The organism is Clostridium sp. C8-1-8 (genome assembly GCF_009928445.1).
Classification (GTDB): Bacteria; Bacillota; Clostridia; order Clostridiales; family Clostridiaceae; genus Clostridium_AR.
In genome coordinates, this window is sequence record NZ_JAABNO010000017.1 from 1 (window position 1) to 13,861 (window position 13,861).

General features: G+C 28.8%; 10 protein-coding genes and 1 pseudogene. 1 reads left to right on the forward strand and 10 read right to left on the reverse strand.

What is annotated here, in order from left to right; all coding sequences use genetic code 11:
* Positions 1 to 267: 267 nt before the first annotated feature.
* The 9 genes and pseudogenes from GXK57_RS16265 to GXK57_RS16305 all read right to left on the reverse strand — a co-directional run bounded on the left by GXK57_RS16265 (position 268) and on the right by GXK57_RS16305 (position 10,807).
* Positions 268 to 597 carry a hypothetical protein gene (locus tag GXK57_RS16265; RefSeq protein ID WP_160678404.1) on the reverse strand — a complete coding sequence of 110 codons (330 nt, stop codon included), beginning with the start codon at positions 595 to 597 and terminating at the stop codon, positions 268 to 270.
* 16 nt (positions 598 to 613) lie between these two features.
* Complete coding sequence (locus GXK57_RS16270) at positions 614 to 1,255, reverse strand: hypothetical protein (protein WP_160678406.1); 642 nt, start codon at positions 1,253 to 1,255, stop codon at positions 614 to 616.
* Between the two features lie 4 nt (positions 1,256 to 1,259).
* Positions 1,260 to 1,481: pseudogene (locus GXK57_RS16275) on the reverse strand (PC4/YdbC family ssDNA-binding protein).
* A gap of 2 nt (positions 1,482 to 1,483) precedes the next feature.
* Positions 1,484 to 2,821 carry a restriction endonuclease subunit S gene (locus GXK57_RS16280; protein WP_160678408.1) on the reverse strand — a complete coding sequence of 446 codons (1,338 nt, stop codon included), beginning with the start codon at positions 2,819 to 2,821 and terminating at the stop codon, positions 1,484 to 1,486.
* A complete protein-coding gene (locus GXK57_RS16285) occupies positions 2,814 to 4,487 on the reverse strand; it encodes an N-6 DNA methylase (RefSeq protein WP_243156457.1) in 1,674 nt (557 codons plus the stop codon). Before GXK57_RS16285 ends, GXK57_RS16280 begins: the two co-directional genes overlap by 8 nt.
* Positions 4,488 to 4,503: 16 nt before the next feature.
* Complete coding sequence (locus GXK57_RS16290; RefSeq protein WP_243156458.1) at positions 4,504 to 7,524, reverse strand: type I restriction endonuclease; 3,021 nt, start codon at positions 7,522 to 7,524, stop codon at positions 4,504 to 4,506.
* Between the two features lie 163 nt (positions 7,525 to 7,687).
* Positions 7,688 to 8,287, reverse strand: a complete 600-nt coding sequence (locus GXK57_RS16295) for a hypothetical protein (RefSeq protein ID WP_160678410.1) — start codon at positions 8,285 to 8,287, stop codon at positions 7,688 to 7,690.
* A gap of 743 nt (positions 8,288 to 9,030) precedes the next feature.
* The gene (gene rlmD / locus GXK57_RS16300) at positions 9,031 to 10,395 is read right to left on the reverse strand and encodes a 23S rRNA (uracil(1939)-C(5))-methyltransferase RlmD (protein WP_160678412.1); all 1,365 of its coding nucleotides are present in this window, start codon (positions 10,393 to 10,395) and stop codon (positions 9,031 to 9,033) included.
* A 13-nt stretch (positions 10,396 to 10,408) separates the two neighbouring features.
* Positions 10,409 to 10,807, reverse strand: a complete 399-nt coding sequence (locus GXK57_RS16305) for an RDD family protein (RefSeq protein ID WP_160678414.1) — start codon at positions 10,805 to 10,807, stop codon at positions 10,409 to 10,411.
* Between the two features lie 394 nt (positions 10,808 to 11,201).
* Between GXK57_RS16305 and GXK57_RS16310 the strand changes: the two genes are divergently transcribed.
* The gene (locus tag GXK57_RS16310) at positions 11,202 to 12,812 is read left to right on the forward strand and encodes an IS1182 family transposase (protein WP_160678416.1); all 1,611 of its coding nucleotides are present in this window, start codon (positions 11,202 to 11,204) and stop codon (positions 12,810 to 12,812) included.
* A gap of 175 nt (positions 12,813 to 12,987) precedes the next feature.
* Here GXK57_RS16310 and GXK57_RS16315 read toward each other — a convergent pair whose 3' ends face one another.
* Positions 12,988 to 13,812 (reverse strand): MetQ/NlpA family ABC transporter substrate-binding protein, encoded by an 825-nt coding sequence (locus GXK57_RS16315; protein WP_160678418.1) that lies wholly within the window; start codon positions 13,810 to 13,812, stop codon positions 12,988 to 12,990.
* Positions 13,813 to 13,861 lie beyond the last annotated feature (49 nt).

Genomic DNA, 13,861 nt, shown 5'->3' on the forward strand with positions numbered 1-13,861 from the left:
TAATATCCTTCAAATTCACATCTCCAAACATAGTTTTTATTTATTATAAGTGAAATCTATGCTCGAATCATTGAATAATAGTTTCCAATAAAAGTATCACCGAAATTGCGAGAGAACCAGTTTTAAGTATAAATCAATATTATAACAGGTTCATTATATTTAGTTCATGTTTTTGTTGAGTTTTCTTAGGCCATTATAGGATACCAATATAAAGATTTTTAGACAAAATAAAACACCAGCTACTTTAATCAGCAGTTGGTGTTTTACTTAATCAATAAATAGCAAATTTAATTTAAGATATGATAATTTAATTTCCCCAGTTCTATTGGTAAAATCCAATTTATAACTGCTAACATAGTATTCTTTGATCATATCTTCTTTAATTTCATCACTTAAAATACTTTCTTTATCAGCTTTTAATACCTCTTCATATCTAAATTTTGAATTTCCATCTTTACATTTTAGCATAATATCGAGGTCAATATCATCAATTTTTATATTAACCTCTGATTCTTTCTTTAAAAGTTCTCTTTTACCATTTATTCTTTCTGATCTTTTTATCTCCTGAATAATAAACTTTATATCCCATTTAGCCATAATTTCACCTCACTTTTTATTTAAAAATCCCACTCATTAAACTATCTTCTGATTTTTTCTTACATTCATAATATCTTGAATCTGCTATTAGTTCATATGCTACCATTCTTTTATATTCACCATCAACTAATTCTAAATCTACAATATAGACTACTAAATTTTCTAATGATAAACTATCAATCAAATTGTGCAAACTATCAGTTGACAAATTTATTATTATCTTCTTGTCTGGTAAATATATCCTAGAAAAAGCATCAACAACACTAAACCTATGTCCAATTAAAATATTTTTATCAGATTTTATCTTGTAAATTGAATTTTCTTTATCTAGTTCAACTATAAAATTCGGCTCTAATTTTTCTAAAATATAAATGATAGGACTTAATGTATAATCACTTTCACTATGCCAATCCTTTAGCATTGACTTTATTTTTTTATGTGACATTACTTTCCAATCCTCAATTTCAGATAATTCTTCTCCAACATCTTCTGCCACTAAATACTTTTTAATTTGAATAAATTTTTTATCAATTGAATTTATTAGTAGTGACCTTAATCTTTTGTCATAAGCAGAAGCTTTTGTACCGCTAAATAACTTCTCATAATTAAAATCTTGCTCTAATTCTATTTTTTTAGAAAACACATCATCTATATTCATAAAATTACAACTCCATCCCATTAAGTAAATCTCTAAGCTTCTTTAATTCTTCAACCGATAAAGTTAGTCCTTTACCCATTTTCTTGTGTTCTGAATCCCAATCTCTTATGTCATATTTAGGTTCTTTATCATTCCATGAAATTAAATTTAATTCTTTTTTCAAACCTTTTTAGGATTCAGAAAGAACTCCTGCAGTTTCTTTTATTTCATATTTAATATCTGCCATAGTTACCCCTCCCCATATTCAGATGATGTTTCAGCAACACGTTCTACATCAAAATATTTCTCTTTTGTATCATCTTCTGTTTTAAATATTACCTGTCCATTAAAAAGCATTGGAAGTAACCAATCCCTTAATTTTGTAAGTTCTTGGTTCTGTATTTTTAAATTATTAATCTGTTCAAATAGATTTTTTGTTGTTTGTTCAAATTTTCTAATATAAGTATCAGATATAATTAAAGGCATATTTCTTAAATGTCCTAATCCTATAAATTTCTGTATACTTCCTGATAACACATTAGACATATATACCTTCATATACCAAGACTTTAAATACATATAAATATAATTTTTATATTCTTCTTTTTGAGAAGTTTTATATAATGCTACATTCTTTATAGCAAAATTTATGTCTTTTTCTTCAACCTTATAAACTGTTCCAACAGTACCTATCATTGAAAACAAAATATCTCCTGTTTCAACTTTACTCCTTTTATTAACTGCTATATAATCATCCTCTGAAATTAAATTAGCATTTTCAAAATCTATTCCACATTCAAGTAGATGTTTAGATGTTATTAGTGGGAAACCTATCTCCTGTGCCTTTGGAGAATCATGCGTGCCATCTTTAACAGGTATTATATTATCTATTTTATCTACTACCCAATTCACTGGTATATCTCTCTTTAATTCTTTATTCCATACCATTTTACCACCTGATGACTTATATGGTTTCCCATTTTTATCTGGAAACTCAAATTGCAAAAACCAATAATTATATATTGTTTTTGTAAGGTATTCAAGTTGTTCAATTATCTTTTTATTAATTTCTATTTTACTATCTAATGATGATAATATATTTGCTACTTTGTTTTGAGTAATTAAATTAGGCAATTCTATTTCTAATTCTTCCAAATCTCTCTGATACAAGTGATTTATCGTAGATCCTAATGCTTTATTCCTAAAAATAAAGTCCTTAAATATTTTACTTTTAAGAAAATGATATAAATAGTTGTTATTCAATATTTCTTTACATGTGTTCCTTAATACAAATATTCCTGAGGCAACTGTACTTGGTTTTTCTAAATGCTTAACATATCCAATCTTACCCAAAGTTCCATCTTTGGAAATTAGAATATCATTCTCTTTAAGTTGAATTTCAGGAGATTCTTCATATCTTACTTTACTAATATATCCACAACTATTCCAATCAATAAAGTTATCTTCAAGAGAAGTTGCATTTATAATTCTATAATCACTATACTCTAAATACTCCTCTTTACTAAGACCTCTCCACCCAATTCTCCCCTTTAAATATAAATCGTTACCTACGTTTATTTTATTCATATTTTAATTCCTCCAGTTGCTCTAAAATATCTTTTTCTAAAGCATTGGACTTAATAAAATATTCTTGCAGTCTATCTTTTATTTGAAATAATTTTTTTTCAAACTCTTCTTGTGTCATTTCTACAATATCTATCTTTACATCAAAATATTGTCCAGCTGAAAAACTATATTTTTTTTCTACAATATCTTCATAACTTACAGCTACTGATAAATCTTCTACAATTTCCTTATTAATAAATGTATCAATAATTTTCTGTTCTTCATCATGAGAAAGTACAGTTCTTTGATTTTTACCGTCCTTTATTTTAGCACCAAATTTAGATGCATCCATAAGAACTATATCTCCATCTTTATTATCCTTGTCTAAAAATAATATAGATACATTAGTTCCAGTATTGGCAAATATATTAGAAGGCATTGAAACTACACCTTTTAACATTTTCTCATCAATTAATTTCTGTCTTATTTTTTTCTCAATTCCTGACTGTGCTGTTATAAAACCTGTAGGAACTACTACTGCTGCCTTTCCATTTTCTTTTAATGAGAAAATAATATGTTGTAAAAACAATAAATATATTGCCATTGAGTCTTTCTTTTTTGCTGGTATTGTTGGAATTCCTGCAAAAAATCTTTTATTGTCATCTCTGTCTACAAAGTCCCCCCATTTGTTTTCAATTTGATCTCTTGTTGTCGAGAAATCCATTTTAAAAGGTGGATTCGAAGTTATATAATCAAATTTTTTTAATCCACTTGTTGCATCATGCTCTATATTATAATGAGAAGGATTTAATAAAGTATCTCCTTGTACTAAATTCTGCAAACTCTCTGTCAATCCATTTAATAACATGTTTATTCTTAAAAACCTTGATGACTTTTGTGAGATATCTTGAGTATAAACTAATGCTCTATTAATTCCATCATCATCTCCAAGTTCATGAGCTAAGTGTAAGACAAGGGATCCAGAACCTGCTGATGGATCATATATTTCAGCTGCTTGCACACTTTCAGTGCTTCCAACAAGAATTCTAGCAATTATTTTACTTACTGCTTGTGGTGTAAAGTATTCGGCATAAACTCCACTAGCTACATTGTAATCTTTTATTAAATATTCAAAAATAGCTGAATAGAAGTCAAAATTATGAGCAAATGCTCCGCTGAAATCAAACTTTTCCTTTGATATAATACTAAAAATTGCTTTTGCAAAATTATTTCTTGCAGATGATTCAACCACTTCTGTAATTGGTTCAAATAATGGCTTTTTTGTTCTATCAGCTGTTTCTAATGCAAATATCTCATTTTTTGCAGAATTTGAAATTCTAATTAAAGCATTATCAAATTCTTTATAAAAAGTTTCACTTGATACCTTATCCATTAATTTTGTTATTGTATCTTGATATTCAAAAGATACATCCTTTGAATGCATATCATAAAAAGCATCTAATTCATCATTTTCATTTTTAATAACTTCTTCTATTGTCATTTCAAGTTCTTCTGCAAATTGTTGAAGGTTGTACATAAATTTATCATTTAGAAATTTATATAAAAATATTGATGTAATCACCTTTTCTTCTGATGCTTGATTTCCTAGTCCATTAGTTGTACAAAGCCCTTTAAGCTCATCTATCATTTGTTTGATCTTATTTTCAATTTCATATATTGTTGTCACTTATCAAATTCTCCTTCTACTTATAAATCTGAATATTTACATAGATATCTCCAATTAATTGTGAATACCATTCTTTTAAATTTAATTTTTTATATAGTTTTGATTTTAATAATTCCTTTGTTGTTTTTTGTTGAACATTTGTTATAAAATTATTTCTTCCCTGTAAAATAACAGCATTCTTTTCCATTATATCTTTAAGATTATGATATACACATACAAGCACTGTTTCTATATCCTCCCTACAATAATCAGGATATAAATTACAATAATCATTATATGTTTTTACAAAGGCATAATTTCCTCCATAGATTGATGCTAATCTTTCATTTTCCTTATTTATACGTTCGACTTCTTCTAACGCTTTTAATAATTCTTCATTTATCTTACTTAAATCATTTAAGTCAACTATTTCAAGCATATTAAATATCTTTTGCAAGTATTCATTTAACTTAACTATTCTTATATCTTCTTTATGTTTATTATCTTTGATTCCTCGTTGTATTTTTTTTATTTTATCTACTATATCTTCTGCTTCTTGAGTATTTTCATATTTACCCAAATCCATTATGCTTATCTTTACTTTTATAAATTGATAAATAATATCAACAACTTCTTTATTAGATAAAATATCTAATGTCTCTACTGCTCTATTTGTTAAATTTATAAAATCTATTCTATTTTGTACTACCTTTAAAAATTTCTTTATAAAATCTGTATCTATCTGTTTTGCATATTCTTCTGCTCTTGAAAGCAAAAACTCAGTATGACATTCTTTGATTTTACTTAATATTCTTCTTATTGTATATAATTTTTCTTTATTTAATTTTGTAAGTGTCCTCGCTATCTCTTCTAAATTTGATGTTTGTATTATTGTATCAAGTTCATTTTTTAATTGTTTATATTTAACATTTATTGTTTCTTTATCAATCACTAATCCATCTAATAAAGTCTTTTCATCTGTCTCTTCATTTATTTCTTCTTCTAATTCTTTAAGATATTGCTTTATTGTTCTATCATATTCTTCCTCAACATCTACAAAATCTACTATATAACCATATTTATAATGCTTCCCATTTTTATTTGTATAAGGTCTATTTACTCTTGATATTGTTTGAAGTAAAGTATGTTGCTTTGCATTTCGTAATAAGTACATTTTTTTCAAACGCTTAACATCATAGCCTGTTGTAAGCATTTGATGCACTACTAAAATATCAGGAACTAAAGTTTCTTTGAATGCAAGCTGAGTATCTTTATTCGCTTGTTTAGATATTTCATCATCAGTAATAACTAAACCTGTTGTTAATTCTTTAGAATTGTTTTGAAACCACGCGTGCACTTTTTTAGCTTGTGGATTACTATTGCATACTATCATTCCACCTATAGTTTTATCATTGTTCCTATATCTGAAGTCTTTAAAATCATTTTGTATAAATTTACATAATGCAATTATGTATTCATCTGATTGATATACAGCTTCTTTATCGACCTCTGGATTTTCTAAATCTAAGTCCCTTTTTATTTCTGCCTTAGCTAAGGTGTCTATAGTTTCTTTCTTAATCCTTAATGTATATCCATCTGCTATACTTTTATCATAAAAATACTTATGTATGTAATCTCCAAACTTTAAATTACTCCTCTCTTTTTTACCTAATAATGGAGTTCCTGTAAGAGCTATAAAGACTGCATCTCTATCTACTAACATTAAATTCTTGAAAAATTCTCCTGTTCTTGCATAAGATCTATGAGCTTCATCTACAAAAAATACCCTTTGAATTTTTGCATTATAATCATTCTTTGCAACAGGCATCTTATCAGTAAATTTATGAATATTTACTACTGTAAAATCTCCCCAAGATTTCATATCAGTATTTGTTGAAAGAATTTTATTTAATTCTGATGAAAAACCTTCTCTATCTAAAACGTTAATTGCATTATAACCTCTTACTGTAAATTCACTACTTGCCTGAGTTAACAAATCCAACCTATCTACTACAAAGAAAAATCTTGTATTTATACCTTTTTTAGAATAATAATCTCTTATAATTCTATTACTGAAGACTGCTAATGCTGTTTTTCCACTTCCTTGTGTATGCCAAATTATCCCTCCCTTTTCGCCTGCCTCTAATCTCTCTAATATTTTTTGAGTTGCAAAAAATTGTGGATATCTCATTATGTGTTTTTCTGGGACTTTTTCATCAACAAAAACTATTCCATACTGTAAAAAGTACATTAGCCTTTTAGGTGTAAATACAGAAGTTATAAATCTATTACAAGGAGTTTCAGAACTTAGATTTGTTTGAAATTCTTCCTCATCATATTCCGATTTACTATAACCATTATCATCTAAAATATATCTTATATAGTCTTCCTTTATTTCTTTTAATTCTATTATATCTTTTTCTTCTTCCCTAAAGAAACTAAAAGACGTCTTATAGCCATTAGGTGTAGTATAAAATGAACCTGCCTTCGGGTCTTCATCTGTATCATCTGTTTCATAGTCCATATTATTTGAAAATGCTGTAAACTGAATCATATTAAAATATTTTTTATGCTCTTCTTTTTCTAATCTATCATTTATCATTCTCTTAAATTCTTCTTGAATTCCTCCTTGGTTATCTGGAGGTTTAACCTCAAGAAAAGCTAATGGAATTCCATTTATAATAACATTTATATCAGGTCTAAATGATCCCTTGAGCTTTTTACCAAATGAAAGTTCATTTACTACTGCAAAATCATTATTTTTTATGTCTTCAAAATCTATTAATTTTACTTTATCTACTGGATTTATAATCCATTGGTAAAATTCTTTTCCTAAATCATTATTTTTAATTACCCTTAATATTTCTGATATTATTTCCTCCACTTCATCATCTGTAAATTTTCTTTTATTTATATTCTCTAAAGACGGTTTAAATCTATTTTTAAAAATATTTGTATCAGAATCTATTATAGCATCTTTTTGTGATTGATAATTATATCCTACTCTTAGAAATTGTACCGTTGCAGGTATCTTGACTCTTGTATCTTCATTAAACACCCTAATATTCCCCTTCCACTAAATAAATTTATGCATATTAAGTTAAATTACAACATAATTTTCCATAGTATCATTTTATTATTTATTGGAAATCTATTCAAGGCTTTTAATGGAATAACAAAAAGCACCTATCATTTCTGATAAATGCCTTAATCTTCTATATTCATTTCTTTTTTTCTAAATAAGCTTTAAGTATTTCTTTTTCTTGATTACCCTTAAATGCAGGTGCAGGATTCCAAAATAGTGCTTTATAATCAGATGCATACTTTACCTCAGCATAATTAACCACATCATAATTACTTATCTCTTCATTGACAATATATTTTTCAATATTAATTTCAAACACACTAAATTCCTTGCACATTTCATAAATTTTTCTATACTTGACGCTTGTTCTATCCATATATGTGTTAAATTCAAATACACTCGTAAAAAATTCTGAATGCTTTTCGACAAGGTCAGATTTTGAAATCATTAGGTTCAAATCCCCTACTAATTCCTTTATAATATCCTCGCTACTTCCTACCTCCAAGCAAATCCATTCTTCATTATCAACACCTTCAATAATAGGTTTTCCAAATAATACCCATAAACCTTTGTTTAATTTGTTATTATTATAAGTATAGCATACATGCCTTTTCACCTGTGACATTACTTCTTTAATTTGCTCCCTTTTGAAACTACATATTTCTTGTATGTATTCAGCTTTTTTTACAGCATTCAAATCTAATTTAGTACACTTGTCGAATAATTGCTTGTCCATCTCACAAATTCACCTCATAATATTTAGTTACGATTAGATTAAAGCAAATTATGATAATATGCAACAATTAAAACTTATCAAAGTCCTTTTGTGTAGCAAGAGTCGCATATTTCACATAATCATTTCTGCATATTCATCAATTTAGCCTTAATACTATCGTTTCTATCGTTCCTTAATCCATTTATAATCGATATTTGGCACGGATGTTAGTTTGAAAGTTTATCAAAATTGGCAAAGTTTATGTGGTGTCTACAACTTTGTAGTCAAACCTTAATAGTTAGCGTTTTCTACCCCTCTCACCCCACATTTTTCCGTCAATTTCCGTCAACATTATTAGAATTTTCTCGCAAAAAACATGGTATTCAATACCGCTTTTTTCATCACACTTTATTCGCAAAACCATTAAACTTTGACGAAATAGAACTAATGAATTTATCTCTTCCTTCTCCTTAATCGCTCTCCCTTAAATGCGAATATACCCGTCAATGGCGTAGCCGAAGCCACTCTTCCTATCTCTCTAATATCTCCCTAAACCCTTGATATATCGCACATTAACTCTCTCCTTAGTCCCTTCTTACTTCTCCCTTAAATCTAATTCTCTGCATGAAAAAAGAGCCGAGATTTTGCTCTCAGCTCTGGGATTTTGTTTGAATTTTGGATTGGGTTGAATTCCGACCAGGATGGCGGTTTCGTCATAGTTTAGTGGAAATCGCCAGGGTTTGGTTGGAATCGGTTGGGGTTAGTTAGTGCTTACACTTACGATATAGCTTAACCACAGTCTCAACATGTGGTGTGTTAGGAAACATATCCATAAGCAAAGTCTTCTCTATCTTATACCCTGCCGCTTCCAATACCTTTAAGTCAGTAACTAAGGTCTTTGGATTACAGCTTACATAGATTATATCCTTAGCATTAAACTTAACTACATAGTTCATTGCTACAGGATGAACTCCACTTCTAGGCGGATCTAATATTATGATGTCGGGCTTATCCTTAATTGTATTTATAACCTTTGCTACATCTCCAGCTATAAAATTACAGTTATCAAGACCATTGAGCTTAGCATTTTCATTGGCAGCAACTACTGCTTCTTCTATAAGCTCTACCCCTATGACCTTCTTAGCCTTTCCAGCTGCTATTTGACCTATGGTTCCTGTTCCACAGTATAAATCAAACACTACCTTATCCTCTGCAGTCCCCATAAAGTCTCTAACTATGCTATAAAGCTTTTCTGCACCTAGTGAATTGGTTTGGAAGAAGGAAAATGGAGAAATTTTAAACTTAAGTCCCAAAAGTTCTTCTGTTATAAAATCTCTTCCGTGTAATATATTTACCTTATCTGCTATTACTGCTTCTGAGAAGGAATCATTTTCTGTATGTATTATACTTTTTATACTTCCTTCGAAATCTAAGTTTAGTATAGCCTGCACCCAATTCTTAAAGTCATAATCTATTTGAGTAGTAGTTACTATGTTAATTAATATCTCACCATCATGTTTAGTTTTTCTAACTATAAGATTTCTTAGGAAACCTTCTCTAGCCATTATTCTATAGTGAGGAAGCTTTTCCTTATTAAAAAACTCAGCAGTGGTATCTAATATTTTTCTATAGTCTTCATCAATTAGATAGCATTGATCTACAGTTACAATACCAAAGGATCTTCCTTTCATATGCATTCCAAGCGTTAAGTCTCCACCTTTTTCCATATCTCCAAAGGTAAACTCCATCTTGTTTCTGTATTCCCATTGAATAGGACTATTTTCTATACCTAGAAACTCACCAGTAGTCACATTACTGTCACTAAAAAGCTTTAACACCTGATTTTTCTTAAATTCCAGTTGCTTATCGTAAGGTATGTTTTGAGATGAACATCCTCCACAAAGAGCAAAATGTGGACACTTGTTTTCCACTTCATATCCTGCTGCTTCAACAACTTCTAACAACTTAAGTTCAGCGTAATCTTGTTTCTTTTTAGATACCTTACCACGAACTTTTTGCCCTGGAAAAGTATTCTTAACATATACTTTTAAATCATTCTTATATCCTATCCCTTGGGAAGGAAACTCCATATCTTCTATAAGTAACTCTACTTCATTGCCCTTTCTCATATGTTACTCCTGTCTATTTTATTCTTAGTATCTTCTTTCCAACTGAAGTACCTAACTTTGTACTTTCAATTATTGTTATACATAAAACATTTGCTACTATATACATAATTAAAAATATTCCTACTTTATCTATCACTTCATATCCTAATAATGGTAGCGCCTTTTCAAAAATGAAATATAATATTATTGCAAAAGCTAAAGCTATTGTTTGATCCATTATATTTCCTACAAGTCTTACGAAAAAGCCTGCCTTATAGGGTTTATCAGTTTCATGGTCAACTTTTTCTTCTCTATCTACTATTTCTTCTGTTGACTGTTCAACTACAGCTTCTTCTTTAGCAGTGTTGACCTCTTCTCCCACATTTAATTCCTCTTTTTGTTCGTTTTCATTTAGGTTTTCTTTATCTAGCATGACAATACCTCCAATAATTTATGTGTATTTTCATAGAAATCTCCTTTTTACCATTATTTAAATATACTACATTAACACAAATCTGTAAATCATAAAATTACATTGTAAAAATCACTAAAACCATCTTCTTTAGTGATTTTTTTGTGCATCTGCCTTTCCCAATGTATATGAGGAAAATCTGGCAGGCGACTTATTTCATCTTTTTTATTATTTCTTCTATAATTTTCATTTAAGCCATATAAACATACTCATTTACAGCTTTATCTAAAATATATTGTATTAATAAAAGGGGCTGTTGCAAAACTAACATAGTTAGTTTTGTAGCAGCCAATTTTTTTGCAGAAATAAAAAAATGTGAATTCCGAAGAACTCACATTAATTGTATAATTAAATTATGCTAATAACTAAATCATACAATAAAAATTATACCGAGTTTAATGATGATTTTCAACTTATATTACCATTAAACTTAGAAAACTTGATACCTGAAGATGATTCAGTCCGCTTGCTAAGCCATGTATTGGAGGGATTAAATTATAGAAAGTTGTATAAAGCGTACTCTTCCTTCGGAAGAAAACCGGCAGTGGAACCAAAAATCATGTTCAAAATAATATGTTATGCTTATTCTCAAAATATATATTCAAGCAGAAAAATAGAGAAATCATGTAAAAGAGATATAAATTTCAGATGGCTACTAAAAGGTTGTAAAGCACCTGACCATGCTACAATTAGTAGATTTCGTAAAGAGTATCTATCAGACGAAGTAATTGAAGATTTATTTTATCAGCAAGTTAATTATCTAGCTAATCACAATGAAATATTATTTGAAAATGTATTTATTGATGGCACTAAGATCGAAGCCAATGCCAATAGATATACTTTTGTTTGGAAGAAAGCTATTTACAAGAATGAAGAGAAAATGTTTGATAAAATTCTTACTCTTGTTAAAAATATCAACCTTGAGGAACTGAAAGAATTTAGTATCGAAAAAGAAACATTGATAGCTAATATTGATAAAATACTTCAATGGCTTTTGCATAAAAAAGGGAATAGAAACATAGAATTTGTTTACGGGATAGGTAAAAGAAAAACTAAAATTCAGAAATGGATAGAAGAACTATCGGAATATAAAGAGAGACAAGAAAAATATAATTTCAGTAAAACTATATTTTCAAATAGAAATAGTTATTCCAAAACTGATCCAGACGCAACTTTCATGCAAATGAAAGACGATCATATGAGAAATGGACAATTAAAGCCAGCATATAATGTACAAATCGCAGTCGAAAGTGAATACGTAACCGGCGTCGGAATATTTGATGATAGAAATGACATATCAACATTAATACCTATGCTTAATAATATGGAAGAGAAAACTGGTCATAAATATCATAATATAATTGCAGATTCTGGTTATGAAAGCGAAGAGAACTATTTGTTTTTAGAGTCCAATAATCAGATTCCATACATAAAGCCTCAAACTTATGAGAAATGGAAAAAAAGAAGTTTTAAAAATGATATAAGTAAGAGAGAAAATATGAAATATGATGCCGAATCAGATTTTTATGTCTGCAATAATAATAGAAAGTTACTACCTACTTCGATTACTCATAGAAGATCCGCCAGTGGATACAAATCAGAAGTTACTATTTATGAGTGTGAAAGCTGTGAAAACTGCGTTCATAAATCGAAGTGCACAAAAGCAAAAGGGAATAGAAAGATGCAAGTGTCAAAAACTTTTATTGAAAAACGTGAAGAATCTTATAGAAATATTACAACTGAATTTGGAACTAAATTAAGAATGAATAGATCTATTCAGGTCGAAGGAGCATTTGGTGTTCTTAAAAGTGATTATGAATTCAATAGATTTTTAACACGTGGAAAAAGTAGTGTTAAAACTGAATTTATTTTACTTTGTATTGGCTATAACATTAATAAATTACATTCAAAAATACAAAATGGAAGAACTCAAAAATATCTTCATGAATTAAAATCTACTGCCTAATTATGGAACTAAATTGTTAGGTTTGTTTAAGTGCGTTTAAAATTCAAAAATCTCCACAAAATTGATTTGATATTTCAATTTTTGTGGAGATTTCTTTCTTTAAGCCGAAAAGGAGCATCGCTCCTGATTAAAAATTAATCATTTCGCGACACTCCCTTACTTATTTGCTTAATTATTAAAATGCTGCAACTATGCTTCCCTTATATTTATCTTCTATAAACTTCTTGACTTCAGGAGAGTTTATTGCTTTATCTAATGCCTTTATCTTATCGCTATTTTCGTTACCTTTTTTAACAGCAATTACGTTAGCATATGGTGAATCTTTATCTTCTACAGCTAACGCCTTGTTAGGGTCAAGCTTTGCACTTAAAGCTACGTTAGTATTAACTACGGCAACAGCAACATCTTTTAAAACTGTTGGTAACTGAGTTGCTTCAAGTTCAGTAAACTTAAGTTTCTTTGGATTTTCAGTTATATCCTTAACAGTTACTAATTCTCCATCTTTAACCTTTATAAGGTTGTTCTTTGCAAGTAACTTAAGAGCTCTTGCTTCGTTAGTAGCATCATTTGGAACTGCTATTTCAGCTCCATCTTTTATATCTTCTAACTTAGTTAATTTGTCTGAGTAAACTCTCATTGGTTCTATATGAACTTTAACTGTATAAGTAAGGTTATATCCTTTTTCTTGGATTGTCTTATTTAAGTAAGGAATGTGTTGGAAGTAATTAGCATCGATTGATCCTTCATCTAAAGCAGTGTTAGGTAATACATAATCATCAAATACTTTAATGTTTAAAGTATAACCTTCTTTTTCAAGTAAAGGCTTAACTGCTTGTTCTAATATTTCCGCATGTGGTGTAGGTGATGCTCCTATTGTTATAACCTTATCGTTCTTTGAATTTGAAGAATTTGATCCTGTATCTTTCTTAGCTCCACAAGCCGCTAGTGAACCTGCTAGTGCAAATGTTAAACCTAATGTTAATATCTTCTTAAATTTCATAATATTTTTCCCTCCATAATTTAAATTAAGTTTATAAATATAGCTATAC